Here is a 19,764-nt window from a genome sequence, read left to right as displayed (position 1 = left end):
GTAACGCATTGATTTCACGGCTTGAAGTCAGGCAAACAAGATTTCGTGTTACAAATAGCAAAGCCAGCGTATAGGTGCTGGCTTTGTTATTTCGGTAAAAAAGCGAATGTTATTTAATAAAAGCGATGCATCCTTGCAAAATCACTAAATTCACAATGTCGATGAAGAATGCACCGACAATTGGAACCACCATAAATGCTTGTGGTGATGGACCATATCGACTCACGATGGAGCCCATATTCATGACCGCAGTCGGTGTAGCACCTAACCCAAAACCGCAGTGTCCGCTAGCGATCACCGCCGCATCGTAGTTGCCTCCCATCATGCGGAATGTTACGTAGTAAGTGAACATCGCCAACACTGCCGACTGAATAGCAAGAATAATAAGGAATGGGATCGCAAGATCGAAAATATTCCACAATTTCAAACTCATCAAGGCCATGGCAAGAAATAGAGATAGTGCAACCGTGCCAAGAATATCAACGGTTTCTAAATCAACCTTGCGCGCCTTCGTCACTTCCATGATGTTAGTGATAACAACACCAATAAACAGCGCATAAACAAAATCGGGAATCATTAACCACTTGATGTCAAAACTGCTTACCCAACTCTCGAGATACTTCGCGCCTGTCACGCAAAGTAGAATGATGGACAAGCTTTCAACGACTCTTTTCGCTGTGACACGATCTTCCTCATGTTCGTTGTACGTCACCAGTTCAGGGAAACTCTGATGACTTTGATTGGTGCGTCCGTATTCCGATTCCAAGTTGTGTTTGTTTAGTAGCTTTTGTGCAACAGGGCTGCCAATAATCCCGCCCATCACCAAGCCAAATGTAGCAGAAGCCATTGCCACCTCTAGAACATTATGCAAACCATACATTTCTTGAAAAGTTTGCGACCACGCAGCTCCAGTTCCATGTCCGCCAGAAAGCGTAATGGATCCGGCGATCAACCCCATGAGTGGATCTAACCCCAACGCTGTTGCTAAGGACACGCCGACCGCATTTTGGATAAGAATGTAGACCGATGCCACAACTAGGAAGATGAAAACCTTCGCACCGCCTTTAATCAGTTGGGTGTAATTTGCCGCTAAGCCAACGGTTGCAAAAAACATCAGCATAAAGACGTTTTGCAGTGGTAAATCAAAGGAAACATCCACACCGTTTAAGTGCATCGTCGTGATTACGCAAGCGACCACTAGACCACCAACAATTGGCTCTGGAATATTAAATTTTTTTAAGGTTGGTAACTTGGTATTGATGAACTGCCCTAAAAACAACACGCAAATTGCGACGAGGAACGACTCCTGTGGGCCGATAGATATTACCTGATTCATGAGACCTCTTTACTCTACTCTTTCTCATTCATTGAGCACGCGCTCAACGTGAGATAGGTGCCTAAGCCAGTCAGATTGCCTCTCGAAACTTTTGTTTTCTAGGCCTCTTTGACCATCAATTCTCATCAAGTAAGAAATAGGCAGACCTAAAATTATGCTAATTATCATTCAGTGAGAATATTCATTTAGAACAGGCGATAAGTGTATTGATGGGAAGAGAAAAACAACACTTCTCAACTTATGAGAAGCAATTAATTTCCATATAAAACAAAACCTCAAAACAACGACCACATAGGTGGATATTTAGAGCGAATAAGACAGGCGGATACACTAGGTTTTAAATTATTACTTTCTCTCTAACGCACTAGGTGTTATACATATATATAACACCATCTCAACCAAGAGATTCACTCATGACTAATTGGCATGATCGCCAACCGATATTTCGACAGTTGGCAGACCAGATCACGCAGCAAATACTGCAAGGTGTCTGGCAAGAAGGCGATGCTCTGCCCTCCGTCCGTAGCATCTCTGCAGATATGAAAATTAACCACCTCACCGTTATGAAAGGCTATCAATTGCTTGTTGATGACGGGCTAGTGGAGAAAAAACGCGGTCAAGGTATGTTTGTCGCTTCAGGAGCAAAGCTCAAATTACTCGCAGACGAGAAGGCACGTTTTCTTCAGCAACAAATTCCGCAGATAGCCGACACAATACAGCGTCTGGATATGTCACTCGACGAATTCATTCAACAACTAAAACCACACTTGAAAGGTGACCAATGAGCGCATTAGTCAGTGTAAACAACGTCTCCAAGCAATATCAGCAACAAGGAGAAGCACTGCATGAAGTGAGTTTCGACCTACATGCAGGACAAGTACTTGGCTTACTCGGCCATAATGGCGCAGGTAAATCAACGCTTATTAATGCCCTACTCGGTGCACATGAATATCAGGGCACTATTCGTATCAACGGATTTGAACCTATTATGCAACGCGACAAGATAATGCAGAGCTTATCCTACATCTCGGATGTCAACGTTCTGCCAGATTGGATGACCGTTGCTCAACTGCTTAACTATACCGAGGGCGTGCATCCAGGGTTCAATCGCGCCCAAGCAGATACGCTACTTCGTCAAACGGACATCAAACCTCGTGCGCGTATCAAATCTTTATCCAAAGGGATGAAGGTGCAATTACACCTCGCGATTGTGATCGCGACCAACACCCAAATCCTCATATTGGATGAACCGACACTCGGGTTAGATCTCGTGTATCGCGAGACGTTTTATCGTCACTTATTGGAATGGTTTCACGACGGCGAGCGCGTGTTGATCATCGCCAGTCATGAAGTATCAGAGATTGAGCACTTGCTGACAGATGTTCTGATTCTTAAGCATGGTCGCCCCGTTCTGCAAACCTCGATGGACAGTATCAGTGAAGACTATTTCATTCTTGAAGCCAACGACGAGCACCGCACACAAATTGAAGCGATGAACCCACTCTCGTCACAAAAAGGCCTCGGTTCAACGAAATGGTTACTCAAAGCCCAGTATGCCCAACAAGCAGAAACAATGGGTTCCATCCATGGGGTGAAGTTAGCGGATCTATTTTTAGCATTGCAGAAGGAGGCAGCGTAATGCGTTCAGTTGTCGCGATGTTGCAAAAAGAGTGGTTAGAAAACCCTCTTGTTTTACGTATTCCACTGTTTGTGTTGGCGTGTGGAGTTATTCTCTTTGTGAGTTTAATGAGTAACGATACTCTACAACACAATATGTTTTTCCAAATGAGCTTTGGTGGCGATGTCAGTGACATTCACAGAGAGCTTGGTGATGACGTCAATATGTTGATTACCGGAGGAGCAGGGCTGCTGTCTATCTTGTTAGCCGTTCAGTACTTCCCAAGAACGCTACGCAAAGAACGGGCGGAAGGCAGCATTATGTTTTGGCGCAGTATGCCTGTCAGTGACATAAAAACCCATTTAGTGAAGCTAGGGTTTGGCTTATTGGTGATTCCGCTCGTCTGCTCGGTGCTCGTACTCGCTGCAAATTTAATGTTGTGGTTGCTGAACATCTCTACTGATCACCAATTGGCTTTATTGTACCGCCAAGCCTCGTTAGGTTACGTGCTGCTGCATTGGGGAGAGTTTTTAATCAGAATGTTGTTCGCCGGTATTCTGCTGTTACCGCTGGCATTAACTGCGATGGCTATTTCACAAAAAGTGAACTCACCACTGGTCATTTTGTTTATCGCCATTTATGCGCTACGTTGGATGCCTATCGCACTTTTTGGTTACTACGGGCTAGATCACTTTTTCTCCGAAGTGCTTTACCTTCCGCTGCACGCCATTATTACACCAAACCCATTCAATACCATTCCTCAAGCGGGTTGGTTAAACGTTGGCATTTACGCCTTCATTGGTATTCTTGGTTGGACAGCTAGCCTCAAGTTCAGCCGAACCATTCAATAATCCGTCGTCCGATAAACGGCCAAAATCGAGCCATAAAAAAACGGTCACAACCTGTGTTGTGACCGTTTTTATTTCGACCTTAGGAGATCATGAACTTAAATTTAACCAAGGAATGAAATGTAACCTTGTAAAATGATTAAGTTAACGATGTCGATAAAGAAAGCCCCCACAATTGGCACCACCATAAATGCCTGCGGCGACGGGCCAAATCGGTTAACGATCGAACCCATGTTCATTACGGCTGTTGGGGTTGCACCCAAGCCAAAACCGCAGTGCCCCCCTGCAATAACCGCAGCATCGTAGTTGCTTCCCATCACTTTGAACGTAACATAGTACGTAAAGATAGCTAAGACGACAGACTGCACAGCTAAAATAACCAAGAATGGAATCGCTAGATCGAAGATATTCCATAACTTCAAGCTCATCAGAGCCATCGCTAAGAACAGAGATAGCGATACCGTACCTAACATATCGACCGTTTCGGCATCTAACTTACGAATCTTGGTCACTTCCAAGAAATTCGTAATGATCACACCAATGAATAGCGCATATACGAAGTCTGGAATCATCAGCCATGAGATTTCATACGTGCTTACCCATTGCTCGACATACTTGGCCCCAGTAACACAGATCAGTAGGAAGAAGAGTTTCTCCACCACTTTTTTCGCCGTTACTTTATCTTCTTCGTATTCATTGTAAGTCACCAACTCCGGGAATTTCTCGTGAGTTTTGGCATCTCGACCACCACGACCATACTCAGACTCTATGCTGTTCTTTTCCACCAGACGCTGCGCTACAGGGCTACCAATGATACCGCCGATGATCAAACCAAAAGTCGCTGATGCCATTGCAATTTCTAAGACGTTATCCAATCCATACACGTCTTGAAAGGTTTGTGACCACGCAGCACCTGTACCATGACCACCAGACAGAGTAATCGAGCCAGCAATTAACCCCATCAAAGGATCTAAACCGAGCGCCGCCGCAAGTGAAACGCCAACGCCGTTTTGTATGATGATGTAAAACGATGCGACAGCTAAGAAGATAAAAACCTTCGCACCTCCTTTCATCAACTGAGTGTAATTTGCGGCCAAACCAACTGTCGCAAAAAACATTAACATAAACGTATTTTGTAATGGCAAGTCGAACTCTAAATCGATGCCGTTGAAATGAAGAGCAGTAATCATGCAGGCCACAATAAGGCCACCTACAATCGGCTCAGGTATGTTGAATTTCTTTAAAATCGGTAGCTTAGCATTAATAAAATGCCCCAGGAAAAGCACACTAATTGCGACCAAGAAGGACTCCAGTGCACCTACAGATATTAAATGATTCATATCGCCTCTTATTATTGTTCTCTTCATTCTCCGTAATGAATGAGTGTTAGTTTAACCTTCGTTCAATAGCAAATTTTCTCGCTTTATTGTTTCGAAAATACTCAAAAAGTTGGTGTAGATGCGCCTTAGGCTAGTTTAAGGGGCGCTCCTTAAGCGATGTGTCAGTTTTTACGCTGTTAGCAAGCCCTTAAATGTGAAAGGAGCTGATACAGCTCCTTCAAATGGCCCCTCGCAATACCTGTGCGTTATCGCTTGGGGTGTTGTGTTGTGAGTAAATTCTGGGTGACACTTTCTGAACCACTTCGGGCTCCCTTACTTAAACAGAATGTGTCAATTACTATCAAACAAAGTTCCTTCCCGTTGTAACCGCTAAACGCCGAGAGCGCGTTCAAAACAATTGGGTTTGCCTGTTCCTGTCGTAGCTTTTCAACTCTGGCTCATGGTGTATAAACGAGCCGAATCCAAGGAAACTCTCAGGCTGCAACAAACGTTTTCGTCACAACGGAGCAGGATTATAACATATCGCTGATAATTTTCTTCAATTCAGTGACATTCACCAACCCCATAGTTAAACCTTGCAATGATTAACTGCCTATTATCATTTTCACAGATAAAAATCGAAGCACAGTTACTCAGTAAGCTTCTTAGAATACGATGCATAGCTAATAACTTCACCGCCGTTCTTATCCAAGAGGTCTTGATAAACGCCCTAGAGAACCAAGCAGCCGAAATATGCGATGTTATCATGATTGCTTTTCGAGACCGACGTCCCGACTTTGGCTAATGAGTACACCCCCAACTATGCATCAGACAAAAACATGTATAATTTTTTATACAAGTTATTCAATAACAAGAGTCCCACATGAACATTCATTCGCTTTGCGCTGCGCTATTACTCAGCATCGTCTCATCAGCTACAGCAGCTGAAAACATTCGTATTCAATATTCTCCCATAGAGACAACTCATGAAAAAATCGCCCAACAATCTATTCAAAGCAGCGATGTAAACACCATCTTTGTTGAGCTGTCTCAGGCCTACTTTCCATTTGATCAAGCTCTCACGCTGGTTTACGGCGGAGAAGATGGTCCAATGTATGATCCTGATACACACACAATATACGTTCCTTACACTTTTTATTTGGAGTCGCTCAATTACTTCTCCAATAATCAGTATGAAGAACGCTTCGGAAAATCCCCAAAAACAGGGGCGCTAGATACGTTATTGCACACTTTACTTCATGAAGCTGGACATGCTTACATCGAAGATCAAAGCATCCCTGTTCTCGGAAAAGAAGAAGATGCGGTCGATAATTTTGCCACTATTTTAATGATTGACTTCCTAGAAGATGGCGCAGATATGGCCATTAGCGCCGCCGACATGTTCGCATTCGAATCCGACGACAGACCGGACTACTACGATTTTGGCGAGTACATTGACGAACACAGCTTTGATTTGCAGCGTTACTTTTCAACGTTATGTTTGGTGTACGGTAGTGATCCTGAGCAATACAAAGCCTTACTCGATGAAGTAGAAAAAGACTACCTGCGTGATCGCAAAGAGTTCTGCCAATTCAATTACGGCAACATTCGCGACAATTGGCTGCATTACTTGCAAAACAATGAACCAAAAGAAAATTCGCCACGTAAAAGCGATTAGAAAATCTCAAATAAGAAGACCGCAATGACAAAACTCACCATATTTTATGACGGAACCTGCCCGCTTTGTGTCAAAGAGATGAAGGCGCTAAAACAACGCGATTCCAAGCAGCACATCAAAACCGTCGATATCTATAGTGATACATTCGCAGATTATCCGCAGATCGATCCTGAACAAGCCAACACCATTTTGCACGCCCTCAACGAAAAGGGGGAGCTTCTGCTTGGGTTGGACGTGACTCATCGTGCGTGGCAATTAGTTGGTCGCTGTTGGCTCTACGCTCCACTGCGTTGGCGCCTCGTTAAACCTGTTGCTGACTGGCTTTACCTCAAATTCGCAAAGAATAGGTATCGCGTCTCATATTGGTTAACAGGGACTTCTCGTTGCAATAGTGGGTCTTGTTCACGTTAATTGTGATCCCGCTTAAAAATGCTACGACCTTCGTCTAGATTTACAAATTTCCAGTACTTCTGATTGAGTAACTCGGTTAATCTCTAAGCATTACAACAATAAGTATTAACACTTTTATCAGGTAAGCTTATTCAGCTTGTCACTTGTAACGCTGCGCCGAGAGAAGGACGTCTCTATGAATCTGACGATCAGAAAACGACTATATATCCTTTCAATAATTCCAATTCTAACTATGGCAATAGGCATGATGTGGTTCACCTACCTACAAACCACTGCCTACAACGAGCACGAGATTGAGCAAACTCGAAGTCGAATGATGGAGATGAAAAAAGCCGAACTCAAAAGTTACGTGCAAATGGCGCGTTCCGCTGTCGAGCCACTACTCGCACAAAATGCCCCACTGGAAGAGGCTCTGCCTATCTTGAAACAACTAGAGTTTGGTCAATCCGGCTACATCTTTGGTTATGATTCAAAAGGCGTTCGCGTCGTGGTGGGTAAAAACACCAAAGGCATCGGGGAAAACTTCTATAACTTGCAGGACAAGAAAGGCAATTACCTGATTCAGGATTTGCTAAAAAATGCCAAAACTGGTGAGTTCACGACTTATTACTTCCCGAAACTCGGTCAGAGTGAAGCACTACCGAAACTCAGCTACTCAGTCTTTATTCCTGAATGGGACTTGATGTTGGGAACGGGTTTCTACACGGACGATATCGACGCCATTGTGGCAGACATGGAAAAAGCCGCACACGAAGATCTCAACACCACACTAACTGCGATAGCCCTGTTTTGTGCCTCGATAACAGCGATAGTTGCAGTCTTTGCCGTATTTGTTAACCGCAGCATCATGAAACCTATTGAGCAGTTTGATGCCTCAATCCACTCTTTCGCACAAGGCGATGCAGATTTAACAGCGCGCATGGAAGAATCTAGCGTGCCGGAGTTCACGCAGCTGAGCCGCAACTTCAATATCTTCGTTGAAAGCCTGCAAGGCATCATCAAGAGTGTTAGCCATGTCGGACAAGAAGTGGTTTCAGAGACCAACGAGATGTCACAGCGTGCATCGCAAGTGGACGAGTTAGCTTCAGGTCAACGTGAAGAAACCGAACAGGTCGCTGCGGCAATGACCGAGATGACAGCAACGGCGCACGAGATTTCAAACAACGCTAACCAAGCAGCGCAATCAGCCAGAGACGCCGATGAAAATTCACAGCAAGCGAAACACATTGTTGATTCCGCAGCAAACTCCGTCGAAGCGCTCGCGCTAGAGGTGTCGGAAGCCAGCACGGTAATTTCTCGTTTAGAGAGCGACGTACAAAACATTTCTTCTTCGCTAGAAGTGATTCAAGACATTGCCGAGCAAACCAACCTATTGGCACTAAACGCAGCCATTGAAGCAGCCCGTGCAGGCGAACAAGGTCGAGGCTTCGCAGTCGTTGCCGATGAGGTTCGTAAACTGGCAAGTCGCACTCAAGACAGCACAGGCGAAATTCACCAAATGATTGAGCAGTTGAAGTCTGGCTCGGATGCAGCAGTGAAAGCCATGGGCTCAAGCCAAGCGCGTGGTGAAGCAACGGTTGAGGAAGCACGAGCTGCCTCTGCCGCACTGCAAGAAATCCAAGCCGCAATTGCTAACATCATGGACATGAACACCCTGATCGCAACAGCAACCGAAGAGCAAAGCCAAGTTGGCCAAGAGATTTCACAACGCATCGAAGTCATCTCTCAACAAAGCAGCCAATCGGCACACCTTGCGAATCAAAACCGCGCAGGTAGTGGCAACCTAAACCACAAAGCTAACGAGCTGTACGACTTGGTCGGTCGCTTTACGGTTTAAAGCTTTCCTCACCCATTCACCATGCAAACAGCGACGCCAAAACGTCGCTGTTTTTATTTCTGCTATCCTCATACGACTTAGCTATAATGCCGCCAACTTAGCACCCATAAGGGCAAACCAGATGATTATTATGACCACCAATTTCGGTGATATCGAGATTGAACTGAACCTAGAACGAGCGCCAGTTAGCTCAAAGAACTTCAAAAAATACTGTGAAGATGGCTTCTACAACGGCACCATTTTCCACCGCGTTATCGACGGCTTTATGATTCAAGGTGGCGGTCATACCGAAGACATGACAGAAAAGCCAACGCGCGCCACTATCGCGAACGAAGCAAACCGTGGTCTAAAGAACCTTGTTGGCACTATCGCAATGGCGCGTACCGATGCTCCGCACTCTGCAACAGCACAGTTCTTCATTAACTTGGAAGACAATGATTTCCTAGACCACACCGCAACCACCAACCTAGGTTGGGGCTATGCAGTGTTTGGTAAAGTGACCGCGGGTATGGATGTCGTAAACCGCATCGCGAAAGTTAAAACGACCTCTAAACTTGGTCACGATGATGTGCCATGCGATCCAATCATTATCGAGAAAGTGACGATCAGCGAATAAGCCCATTCGCCTCTTCGGAGAAATCGTCGCTATAAAACGACAAAAGCGCCTAACGTCTTATGACCTAGGCGCTTTTTGTTTTTATGACTCAGCCTATTAGTTTGGCTTGTGTCGGAGTTATTGATAGAAAAGCTCGGCTTTTGCTCCGACTAAATCCAGTTCAGAGCCTTGAAAATCAGCCAGATATTCAGCAACAAGGTTGTACCCAACCCAATACCCCATGTATTTCGGCCAGCGGCTTTCATCGCTACCAAGAAAGTAAGCGTCGAAGTTGTAATCTAAGCTGGTCAACTTGCCTTTCATCTCAGCATAGAAAGGGCGCCAATCTTGATCTTTGATTTGCTCAAACAAGCTCGGAGTGACGCCGCCATTCATCTTACGTTCGAAATGACAAGCTAACCCTTCCATAATCAGCACATCACCAAGTGCAACGTCATTCTCTCCGGCTCGCATACGGAACAGGTGATGCAACTCATGCGCTAACACCGCAGCTAGTTCATTCTCAATAACGTTTTTAATATCAGCACGTTGAGTATCAAGCAGAATCTCTACACGATAGGCACTTAAGCAATAGCCGCCAATCCCCGTCTGCGGTACGTCATTGCGATCAAACGGGCTAACGGTGAGGTCAATGTTACTTAAATCAAAGTAACTAGAAAGCTGTAAGCTCAGATCATCAAGTTTCTGATGTAAATACTCAGAGATTGGGGACAACTCTCCCGTCGCATTTAACAGGGTTACGCGATAACTCATTTATCTTCCTTGATAATTTGGGTTAAGAGTAGAGAGTTTACAGTGTAAATAGTGAGCAGTTCTAGCGATTACATCCCTTTGAACAAACTTTGAGATGCACGGCTCACAGGGAGCTTAGTTTCTCCAACGTGCACAAACATTCTGCCAGCAAAGTCTTTGTTTACTTTGCTAATTTTGCACACTTGCACCACGCTTGAACGGTGCACTTGCCAGAACTGTTCTGGGTTAAGCTGTCCTATCAACTCTTTCAACGATGTACGAATCAAATACTCCTGCACTTTGCCTTGTCCTTGTTGGGCATATACAGAAACGTATTTTTCTTCCGCTTTGAAATACAACACATCAGACGTAGCAATCAGATGAATATCTTCCCCTTGCGTCGCTTTGATCCACTGAAGATATTGCGGCGTTTGTGGAGCGGATAATTGCTGCAACTGTTCTAACAGGCTGCTCATCTGCACATTACTGCTTTCTTGCTCTCGCTTAGCAAGGCGTGCTTTCACTCTTTCACACGTCGTCAGGAGGCGCTCATCCGAGATAGGCTTGAGCAAATAATCGGCGGCATTTTGCTCAAAGGCTTTTATGGCGTAATCATCGTACGCGGTAACAAATACAATCAAAGGCGGGTTGGCGAGTTGATTGAGTTTTTGCGCTAATGTCATGCCATCCAAAACTGGCATACGAATATCAAGAAACGCAATGTCAGGTTGGTTTTGCTCAATGGCTTGCAACGCTTGTTCACCATCGGCGACTTTGGCTATCACCTCTAGCTCTGGCCACACTTCAGCTAGGCTTTTATCAAGATGACGCCTCAATAGCGGTTCATCATCAGCAATAATGGCAGTAAACCCTGTATTCATTCCTTTCTTCCTTGATTACGATTCCATTGGCCAGCTCAGGCGAACACATACGCCCCCCTGAGCAGACTCACTGATAGAAACCTCTCCTTGCCCTGCGAACAAAGCTTCAACTCGCTGCTTGAGATTACTTAGACCCACGCCAGAGCCCATGTGACCACTCACGTGATTCAAGCCAACACCCGTGTCTCTGACTTCAATCTTCAAGTTCTGTTGTTCGCGCTTGATGAGCAAGCTGACTTCACCACCCTCTCGCTTCGGCTCAATACCATGGATGATGGCGTTTTCGATTAAGGGTTGAAGCATCATCGGCGGTAATTCGGTTCTGCCTAGCCCTTCTTCCACCTCAATCTTGTAACTGAGTCGATCACCCAAACGAGTTTGTTGGATGCCTAAGTAAGCCTCAAGTAACGCCGTTTCATTGTCTATGGTGGTGTGTTCTTCGCGTGAGCTTTTTAGCGTTGCACGCAGTAGCGCGGTTAACTGTTCTAGCATCAGCTTGGCTTTATCGACATCTTGCGACATGAGCGCGCTGATATTTGCCAAAGTATTGAATAAGAAATGCGGTTCAATCTGGCTTTGCATCTGCTTAAGCTGACTCAGCAACAGCGCACGGTCTTGCTCTGCTTTCTCGCGCTTGATGGCTTCCAACTCTCGTTGAGCAACCGCCTCTTTCTCACGCGAGTAAAAATAGAAATAACACATACCGCTAAACAGTAATCCCATTAAGCCAACAGGGATCATATCGGAGATACCAAAATACTCTCCGAGCCAAAATTGCGCATTAATCACCCCAAACAATAAACAGGCAACAAGCGAACACACCACTTCTATCATACGTGGGAGGGTTGGAAACAAACGGTCAATCAACCATGAGAAGAAGATAGCCGAATAGCCAAATCCGAAGCTAACCGCTACATGAATGTAAAATGGACCGCCCCAAACCGAGAGAGTCATTGCTGCGATAAAGAGACAAAATGCCGTGGTCACTAATAAGCTACGCGGCCATCCACTTTTCACCACTGATTTTGCTGAACACATTTAGAATTTCCCTTTGATGTTAAATACAATCATATGCTTATCATTGATTTGTGCGTAAGCAGATTGGTCGTCTCCGGTTAAAAAGCGTGCGGCAACTTCCACTTCTACACTTTGATCGCCAGTATCAATCCATTGGTAGTTAAGCCACTGCGTGACAATCACACCACCATCTTGGGGCGACAACATCACATCCAACGTGGGGGTTACATCACTTAGCCAGCCCATATCCGCTTTACCGTTCCATGCAGCCCACGCTTCCACATCCCAACTCCAGTGCAGCATTACGTTATGCTGAACGATATTGGCGTGCTGAAACCCTTGGGCGTAGCTTGTCGCAAGTAGAGCGCTGTTAGCCAACAAAGAGTTGTTAGGATCAGGGATCTGAGAGAGTAATTCTCCACGCTCTATTGCTTGTTGCCATTCGTTTTTCGACCATGCTCGGCTGTCGTACCAATATTCAGCAATCACGTTGTGTCCGGCTTGGTTTGCCCAGTTCAATCCAACTAAGGCTTGAAATGCGCTTCCCTGCTCCTCAACCGAAACGGGTTGGTAAGGATCATCCTGCTGAAACTGATAGCCGACACTTTGCTTTTGCCACAGCATGGAACTGTGCATGGCGATGGATTCATCCCACACGGCAATGGCACTGGCTCCGAGTAAACCTCGGCGCACATCATCGTAATAACCAATAAGTTGATACTCGGTGTCACCCACTAGCGCATAACGACGAATACCAACACCTTGTTGCTCTGCGGCTTGATCAAGTGCACTTTGGTCTTGTTGCCCCCAGCTTGAATCAGTTGCAATCACCGTCCACTCGCCGGCCATATCGTAGTGTGAGAGTGAAAACACGCCCGCGCCCTCTTCTGCGACTAAGCCAACCGGGTTTTGTCGATAAGGCTTAAACAGATCCAAAGGTCGGTAGCCATAACCTACGCCCCAATCCACGCGCAACTTACCCAAACTCACATCAAGAGTGGTATCACCGACTTGCCACTCCCCTAGCCAAGCCAGCTCACGAATCAGCAACTGGTTATCAGCTTCACTCCACCACTCACTCTCTCCTTGTTGATTGAGGTACAAACCTTGGCTGTACAGAGCGAACAAACCACTGAAGTTCTGATAATTCACCTGCACATCCAACAGTGCATTAAGTGAATCACGAGAACTGCCCTGCGCCTGCATAAATGCGCTGTCACGCTGCTTGGCAGTTTCGTAACTGACAGCCCAATCCCACTCAAAACTCAGTTCGTCATTGGCAAAAGCAGGGGCTGACGCACCCACACACAATGAGGCAGCAATCAGCAAACTGGTGCTTTTGTTAAGGTTAGGCTGGTGCGATTTCATGTGACTTCCTTGCTCGTTTTCATGGTTCTATTTACGAAGCTCAGACTAAAGCTGAGTCGTGTTGGCTTTCGGCAAATAACTTGGGTTGTAGAACTTGTTATCCAGCTGCCAAGGCACGATTTCTTGGTACTCGATAACGGTCTTTTTGCTCGGCTGAATGCTATCAAGCAAGGTCATCTCACTGACGTAGTCTTCACCGTTGTCAGTTGCACGTCCGTATTGCGCTTGCTTGGCGAGTTTGCCAGAGCGCAGGTAAAGATCAGCTTTAATTGGAAACGCATCTTGCTCAGACAACCACAAGTCGATCTTCTGATAGCTCGCCCCTTTGGTTTTCGCGGTTAAAGCAAGGTGATAAGCCGCGACACTTTCCCCGTTTACCGAAACGGTTTCTGTCGCTTTCCATTCACCTTGATAATCTTGGCTCCACGTCAGAGTTGAGATGTCGCCGATAGACGCTTCACCAAGCAGCTTCTGCATTGGCGTAATGCGAATCGGACGGCGACTCTTCGGCATTTGTAGCCAGTAGTTGTCGCCCATCATCAACATCTTTTGCCCTGCTTCAACCGCCGATTTGAATACCACCAGCGATTCTCGATTTGGACGCGTGTACACGTGGTAAAGACGGGTTTTATCTAACTCTTGGTCTTGATATAAGCGCACCAGTGACACCACTTTGGAGGAATCATCTTGCAAGCGGTAGCTGTCGGCTTTCTCAATCAATTGCGCAACTTGCTGTGCATCTAGTGCTGTTTCATTCGCACTGACATTCATGCTTGCAACGCCATTTACCGTTAGCAATGCAATTGGTAATAGTGATTTGAAATTAAACATAAATCAGTGCCTCCGTAATTGGCTTGTTCACCCCTTTGCGTGCCGAGAAAAACGCCGCAACCAAACAAATCATCAATACTGCGAATCCTGCTATAGCCACCAGCTCCCAAGAGAAGTAAATCGTTAATGGGTAACCTTCTGTGCGTCCTGGCGGTGGCGGCATTTGCACATCCACGACCATCAGTAAGACGGTGACTAACGCAGTAAACAAAGCGCCGATTAAGCTGCCAATCACCGCAAGTAACCCTGCTTCGCGCAAGAACCCAGCAATGATTTCGCGAGGGTAGCTACCAAGTGCTGACAAGGTGCCAATTTCACGAGTACGCTCGGTGACCGACATGGTCATGGTGTTGAACAGGGCGACAAAGACCACCAACGCCATTACTGCGCCCATGATGCCGAAGATGCGGTCGTACAAATCTTTCACTTTGAGATAGAAGAACGCACGTTCTTGCCAAGGCGTAATCTCAATATCTTGCTCGCCAAAGTTCTGCTTTTGCTTACTCAAAACCGAAGCCACTTGTTGCTCGACTTGGCTAGTTAAACTGGTATCGAACAGAAAGACAGATAACGCGCTGACTTTGTCTGAACCGAGCAGCGATTGCGCGCTGTTGATGTGTACGTAAAGCTGGCGTTTATCAAGCTCAGGTACGCCTGTTGAGTAGATGCCTCGTACTTTGAAGTCATACGCATTCAATGCGCCATCGGTAGTGGTCGCCAGCAAGGTAATCCAATCGCCAACGTGCACGCTTAGGTTGTTCGCCAAATCAACGCCAAGCATCACTTCTGGCTCTGTAGGGTCATAACGCGATGCATGAATTTTGGACAGCGTTTGCCCTTCGCGCACGTCCAAAAACGGTCCTTTCATATCGAATTCGCGTTCGTTAACACCAATGCCGATAAAGATCGATGACTTGTTGCCGTTGGAAATCAAACCGCTGAACTCAACTCGTGGCTGCACGCCTCGCACTTCGTTTAAGCCAATCAATTGCTTGATAATGTCGTCTGCATGAGTTAAACCGTTACTCAGTGGCATCTCTTCTTCTTTGGCGAAATAACCCGGCGTGGTTAACGTCAGATGCCCCGTGTCACGCGCTGTCGATTCTTTCAAACTGTCATAGGTGTACAGACCAAAACCGCCCGCACTGGTTAACGCAAACACGGCAATAGCGATGATCAGCATCGACAACAAACTGCGGCGGCGATTACGTTGCAGGTTCAACCAAGCAAGGCGAACCGAAACAGGAATTAGCTTGCCCATGAAACCTCCTCCACACTTGCGTGCGTTTGGGTAATTTTGCCATCCACCAATTCAATGGTGCGATCGCAACGGGATGCCATGCGAGGGTCGTGAGTGGCGACGATAAAAGTGGTGCCAAGCTCGTGTCCGAGCCCTTTCATAATGTCGATGACCTTGTTGGCAGTTTGGCTATCAAGACTTGCGGTTGGCTCATCAGCGATCACCAATGCAGGTTTGTGCACTAAGGCGCGCGCAATTGCCACACGCTGCTGCTGACCGCCCGACAAGTTATCGGGCATGTGATGAATAAACTCACCCAAGCCAACGTGTTCTAGCATTTGTGTGGCGAGCTCGGTTTGTTCCGCTTTTGAAAAACCGTTGAGATGCAGCGGATACGCCACGTTCTCTAACGCCGTCATCACAGGGACAAGATTGAATTTTTGAAATACAAAACCAAGCTTTTCACGGCGCATTTTTGCAGCCTGCATTTGTCCGGTTGGGTATGGGCTGCCTGCAAATGTCACCTGACCTTGGTATTGAGTATCCAGCATGCCAAGCACATTAAGTAAGGTGCTTTTGCCTGAACCAGACGGCCCGCACAATGCCACCATTTCGCCGGCAAACACTTCACCAGACACGTCTCGCAATGCACGCACCGTTTGGTTGCCAAGGGCGTAATCGCGACTGAGTTGATTAAAAACGATCATGACGCCTCCCTAATACTTGGCTAGCAACGCTTTCGCGGTTTGCGTTTCTAGATTGCTGTCGCCCAATTGCTCCATTTGCGCTAACCATATTTTGGCTTGTTGAACATCTTCAGCGCGCAGTGCCGCTTCAATGGCATAACGGTAAATCCACGAAGTAGCCGCGAAAGGTTGCTGACTAAAACTCGGTTCATCGAGCAGAGAAAGGTACAGCTCGTAGCCACGCTCAAAGTGATTGAACATGTCTGGCAGAGAGGTAAACGTAGTAGCTGCCATAGCGGTGGCTAGTTGATATTCCGGCAAACCTTGTAAGCGTTGTTGCTCTTGCAGTGGTACTGGCTGATTCGCCATTAGGTCCAAACCTTTTTGGATTGTGGCAAGACCGCGCTCGGTGAACTTCATCTTGTTCCAAGGCATAAACGCCTCACGACCTTGCAACGTCTCTGCACTGCCTAAATACACCAAAGTCACCGGCGTAGCGCCCTGCTCTTCAAGTTGTTTGGATAATTCGCCGTAAACGGTATCAACTAAACCAGAGTCACCCTGCGCCGCTTGGTTGAATTGACTGAGTGTGCGCTCGCTTGGGTTAGCCAGAGTCAGATTGCTGCTGAGTGCAAATGCGGCGATAAAGGTACTTGCCAGTTTAAGAGCTTTGATTGAGCGAAATTGAGAAACCATCATGTACTGTCCTTAGTTGAACGTGATTTGATGGTTTCAGATTAAGGGAGAAGATCGCACGCTGCTTTTGCATGCGACCAATGGCAGTTATGCAGAGTGAATGGTATTGAGAGAGGATGAATGACATTCACTTAAACAGAAAATACAATTCCGTTCATTCGTAACGCTACATTTTTACGGCAGTCACAATAAAAACACTGGCTTAAAATCTGAGGCTAGTGTATTTATCCATCCCACAACTACCCATAACAGACAGTGCGCACTCTCCTTTCTTACACACCTTTGCATGGTGTCTGTTGTTTCCAAATCGAGATTCTTAGCATCGGAATAGTTTGAACTCTTCGAGTTTTAGTTGTTTTCGCACTCAAAATAGGTGCGTTATTAGGTCGTTGAAAATGAATAAGCGTTATTTCCCAAGAGTTGATTTGCCACTGCTCATGGCGATCATTCCGATCATGCTGTTAAGTTCGCTCACTCTCTGGAGTGCCAGTAGCTTTAATGAGGCGATGCTCTTCAAACATTTGGCGCGCTGCGGACTGACATTAGTTTGTATCTTGGTCATGTCCTCGATTCCAGCGTCCAGCTATCAGCGCTCAGCTCCATATCTCTACATTATTGCGGTTGCGCTACTACTTGCTGTCGCTTTATTTGGTGATAGCACCAATGGCTCTCAACGTTGGCTCGATATCGGCTTCTTCCGCTTTCAACCGTCTGAGCTAATCAAGCTTTCCATTCCAATCATGATCGCCTGGATGCTGCATATTGAAGGAGGTCGACCAGACAGTCGGAAAATTGCGTTTTGCTTACTTATTACAATGATTCCTGCCGGGTTAATCGCGCTACAACCGGATTTAGACGGTGCAGTTTTTACCATCATTTATGCATTGTTCGTTTTGTTTTTGGCTGGCATGAGCTGGAAAATAATCTGCGGGTTTATTGCGAGCATTTTAACGTTAGCACCTATTTTATGGTTCTTCGTTATGGAAACCTATCAAAAGAGCCGTGTAACACAGTTCTTGCACCCTGAGTCCGATCCACTGGGTTCGGGCTACCAAATCATACAATCTTTGATTGCGATTGGCTCAGGCGGTATGAAAGGCAAAGGTTGGATGAATGCAACGCAGGGAACACTTGGGTTTATTCCAGAAAGTCATACGGACTTTATTTTTTCGACCTATGCAGAAGAATGGGGCTTTGTTGGCAGTTTAGTCTTACTCGCATTGTACTTGTTTATTACTGCACGCGTTATGTTGCTTGCATGTCAGTCTGACCACTTTTTTAGTCGGCTGGTAAGTGGCGCATTAGCGATGAGCTTTTTTCTGTATGCTTTTATCAATACGGGCATGGTGAGTGGCTTGTTGCCAGTAATGGGTAGCCCACTTCCCTTCTTTAGCTATGGCGGCACGGCGATGCTAACTCAAGGTATCTGTTTTGGTGTAATCATGTCGCTGTGTTATTCCAAATATCGTAACGTATAGCTCTGCTTGAGAAAAAGCGATCAAAAAAGGCTTCCCGGAGGAAGCCTTTTTACAACGATATGAGCGAATTAATTACAGCTCTGCGTTGTGGTAAACCTGCTGAACATCATCACAGTCATCTAGAAGATCTAGGAATTTCTGGAACTTCTCAGCATCTTCACCCGATACAGGCGTATGAGTTTGCGGAACGAATGTGATTTCTTCAACATCGATCGTTAGATCTGGGAATGCACCGTTAAGCGCAGTTTTTGTTTTGAAGAATTCTGTGTGAGGTGCGAATACAGTGATAACACCATCTTCTAGCTCAACGTCAGTAACGTCTACGTCTTCCATCATTAGCGTTTCTAGGATGATTTCATCATCGTCGCCTTTGAACTGGAATACAGCTTGGTGGTCGAACATGTGAGAAACCGAGCCCTCAACACCAATTTTCGCACCGACTTTCACAAAGCATTGGCGTACATCTTGGAAAGTACGGTTGCCGTTGTCTGTTAGACAGTCAACGATAACGCTAGTACCGCCAGGGCCGAAGCCTTCGTAACGTGCAGGAGTGTAGTCTTCACCACCGCCACCGTTCGCTTTGTCGATCGCTTTATCGATAACGTGCGCAGGAACTTGGTCTTTTTTCGCTTTTGCGATCAGGTGTTTCAAAGACAAGTTCATGTCTGGATCACCACCACCGTTTTTCGCGCACATGTAAATTTCTTTACCGTATTTGGAATAAACTTTAATTTTCGCGCCTGCAGTTTTCGCCATAGAGGCTTTGCGCACTTCAAAACTTCTTCCCATCGGGATGTCTCTCTAAATTCAAATTTAATGCGAAGGATTTTAGCAAAAAGCGAAACCTTTTCAATTTCGCTTAGCAAAGGAATAGGGAGGTTACCTCATTCGTCGCATTGGATTGAACCATTGCCACGGTTCGCGTTAAGCGACACCCATTACTCGTTTGTACTTTTCGACCGATTGCTGGAAAAACGCCTTTTCATCAGCATCGTTAATCTTGGACAACTGTTCTTCTATTGCTTCAGGACCAGATTTGGCCTCTCTGAGCTTCCAAACCAAAAACGACGCCTGCTTATCCAGTTCGATTTTGTTTTTTTCGTCAGGCGGCAATAGGGATAGATTAAACGACATTCACAGCCTCAAGGTACTTTAAATACTAGCCGGGCACT

At 46.0% G+C, this 19,764-nt stretch carries 20 protein-coding genes; 8 read left to right on the top strand and 12 right to left on the bottom strand.

Annotated elements, in window-relative coordinates; all coding sequences use genetic code 11:
* Positions 1 to 109: 109 nt before the first annotated feature.
* A complete protein-coding gene (gene gltS / locus R7O13_RS07960; RefSeq protein WP_025768732.1) occupies positions 110 to 1,336 on the bottom strand; it encodes a sodium/glutamate symporter in 1,227 nt (408 codons plus the stop codon).
* A gap of 413 nt (positions 1,337 to 1,749) precedes the next feature.
* Between gltS (R7O13_RS07960) and R7O13_RS07955 the strand changes: the two genes are divergently transcribed.
* The 3 genes from R7O13_RS07955 to R7O13_RS07945 are packed head-to-tail and all read left to right on the top strand — an operon-like array spanning position 1,750 to position 3,805.
* A complete protein-coding gene (locus tag R7O13_RS07955) occupies positions 1,750 to 2,121 on the top strand; it encodes a GntR family transcriptional regulator (protein WP_005374444.1) in 372 nt (123 codons plus the stop codon).
* Entirely contained in the window at positions 2,118 to 2,975 is an 858-nt protein-coding gene (locus R7O13_RS07950) for an ABC transporter ATP-binding protein (RefSeq protein WP_005383221.1), read from the top strand. The genes R7O13_RS07955 and R7O13_RS07950 overlap by 4 nt, the downstream gene beginning before the upstream one ends.
* A complete protein-coding gene (locus tag R7O13_RS07945) occupies positions 2,975 to 3,805 on the top strand; it encodes a membrane protein (RefSeq protein WP_017633815.1) in 831 nt (276 codons plus the stop codon). Before R7O13_RS07950 ends, R7O13_RS07945 begins: the two co-directional genes overlap by 1 nt.
* 101 nt (positions 3,806 to 3,906) lie before the next feature.
* On the opposite strand, the gene gltS (R7O13_RS07940) is transcribed toward R7O13_RS07945, so the two are convergent.
* Positions 3,907 to 5,142 carry a sodium/glutamate symporter gene (gene gltS, locus R7O13_RS07940; protein ID WP_005374448.1) on the bottom strand — a complete coding sequence of 412 codons (1,236 nt, stop codon included), beginning with the start codon at positions 5,140 to 5,142 and terminating at the stop codon, positions 3,907 to 3,909.
* An 862-nt stretch (positions 5,143 to 6,004) separates the two neighbouring features.
* Here gltS (R7O13_RS07940) and R7O13_RS07935 point away from each other — a divergent pair.
* The 4 genes from R7O13_RS07935 to R7O13_RS07920 all read left to right on the top strand — a co-directional run bounded on the left by R7O13_RS07935 (position 6,005) and on the right by R7O13_RS07920 (position 9,663).
* A complete protein-coding gene (locus tag R7O13_RS07935; protein WP_053303983.1) occupies positions 6,005 to 6,799 on the top strand; it encodes a DUF4344 domain-containing metallopeptidase in 795 nt (264 codons plus the stop codon).
* A gap of 24 nt (positions 6,800 to 6,823) precedes the next feature.
* Positions 6,824 to 7,210, top strand: a complete 387-nt coding sequence (locus R7O13_RS07930) for a thiol-disulfide oxidoreductase DCC family protein (protein ID WP_213907514.1) — start codon at positions 6,824 to 6,826, stop codon at positions 7,208 to 7,210.
* 175 nt (positions 7,211 to 7,385) lie between these two features.
* Positions 7,386 to 9,047 carry a methyl-accepting chemotaxis protein gene (locus tag R7O13_RS07925; protein ID WP_053303981.1) on the top strand — a complete coding sequence of 554 codons (1,662 nt, stop codon included), beginning with the start codon at positions 7,386 to 7,388 and terminating at the stop codon, positions 9,045 to 9,047.
* A gap of 121 nt (positions 9,048 to 9,168) precedes the next feature.
* Positions 9,169 to 9,663: a peptidylprolyl isomerase gene (locus R7O13_RS07920; RefSeq protein ID WP_239932111.1), complete on the top strand. Its 495-nt coding sequence runs from the start codon at positions 9,169 to 9,171 to the stop codon at positions 9,661 to 9,663.
* 117 nt (positions 9,664 to 9,780) lie between these two features.
* On the opposite strand, the gene R7O13_RS07915 is transcribed toward R7O13_RS07920, so the two are convergent.
* From R7O13_RS07915 to R7O13_RS07880, 8 genes are all read right to left on the bottom strand, one after another.
* Positions 9,781 to 10,416: a DUF2268 domain-containing putative Zn-dependent protease gene (locus R7O13_RS07915; RefSeq protein ID WP_206949188.1), complete on the bottom strand. Its 636-nt coding sequence runs from the start codon at positions 10,414 to 10,416 to the stop codon at positions 9,781 to 9,783.
* A 68-nt stretch (positions 10,417 to 10,484) separates the two neighbouring features.
* Complete coding sequence (locus tag R7O13_RS07910) at positions 10,485 to 11,276, bottom strand: LytR/AlgR family response regulator transcription factor (RefSeq protein ID WP_038869875.1); 792 nt, start codon at positions 11,274 to 11,276, stop codon at positions 10,485 to 10,487.
* Between the two features lie 15 nt (positions 11,277 to 11,291).
* Complete coding sequence (locus tag R7O13_RS07905) at positions 11,292 to 12,314, bottom strand: sensor histidine kinase (protein ID WP_239932112.1); 1,023 nt, start codon at positions 12,312 to 12,314, stop codon at positions 11,292 to 11,294.
* On the bottom strand, positions 12,315 to 13,661 hold the full coding sequence (locus tag R7O13_RS07900) for a hypothetical protein (RefSeq protein WP_239932113.1): 1,347 nt from the start codon (positions 13,659 to 13,661) through the stop codon (positions 12,315 to 12,317).
* Positions 13,662 to 13,706: 45 nt separating this feature from the next.
* The gene (locus tag R7O13_RS07895; protein WP_104980294.1) at positions 13,707 to 14,492 is read right to left on the bottom strand and encodes an outer membrane lipoprotein-sorting protein; all 786 of its coding nucleotides are present in this window, start codon (positions 14,490 to 14,492) and stop codon (positions 13,707 to 13,709) included.
* Entirely contained in the window at positions 14,485 to 15,753 is a 1,269-nt protein-coding gene (locus tag R7O13_RS07890; protein WP_239932114.1) for an ABC transporter permease, read from the bottom strand. Before R7O13_RS07890 ends, R7O13_RS07895 begins: the two co-directional genes overlap by 8 nt.
* Positions 15,741 to 16,439, bottom strand: a complete 699-nt coding sequence (locus R7O13_RS07885) for an ABC transporter ATP-binding protein (RefSeq protein WP_005448872.1) — start codon at positions 16,437 to 16,439, stop codon at positions 15,741 to 15,743. Before R7O13_RS07885 ends, R7O13_RS07890 begins: the two co-directional genes overlap by 13 nt.
* Before the next feature lie 9 nt (positions 16,440 to 16,448).
* Complete coding sequence (locus R7O13_RS07880) at positions 16,449 to 17,117, bottom strand: hypothetical protein (protein WP_104980291.1); 669 nt, start codon at positions 17,115 to 17,117, stop codon at positions 16,449 to 16,451.
* A 392-nt stretch (positions 17,118 to 17,509) separates the two neighbouring features.
* On the opposite strand from R7O13_RS07880, the gene rodA reads away from it, so the two are divergent.
* Positions 17,510 to 18,592 carry a rod shape-determining protein RodA gene (rodA, locus tag R7O13_RS07875; protein WP_104980289.1) on the top strand — a complete coding sequence of 361 codons (1,083 nt, stop codon included), beginning with the start codon at positions 17,510 to 17,512 and terminating at the stop codon, positions 18,590 to 18,592.
* A 72-nt stretch (positions 18,593 to 18,664) separates the two neighbouring features.
* Here the strand turns inward: rodA and R7O13_RS07870 are convergent, their stop codons facing one another.
* Together R7O13_RS07870 and R7O13_RS07865 are read right to left on the bottom strand one after the other, a co-directional pair.
* Positions 18,665 to 19,381: a YebC/PmpR family DNA-binding transcriptional regulator gene (locus R7O13_RS07870; RefSeq protein WP_005374482.1), complete on the bottom strand. Its 717-nt coding sequence runs from the start codon at positions 19,379 to 19,381 to the stop codon at positions 18,665 to 18,667.
* A 135-nt stretch (positions 19,382 to 19,516) separates the two neighbouring features.
* Positions 19,517 to 19,726 carry a DUF3283 family protein gene (locus R7O13_RS07865; protein ID WP_005374484.1) on the bottom strand — a complete coding sequence of 70 codons (210 nt, stop codon included), beginning with the start codon at positions 19,724 to 19,726 and terminating at the stop codon, positions 19,517 to 19,519.
* Between the last annotated feature and the right edge of the window lie 38 nt (positions 19,727 to 19,764).

The organism is Vibrio sp. Y176, assembly GCF_033438945.1.
The sequence above is the reverse complement of the archived record's forward strand: the minus strand, read 5'-3'. Positions and strand labels throughout refer to the sequence as shown.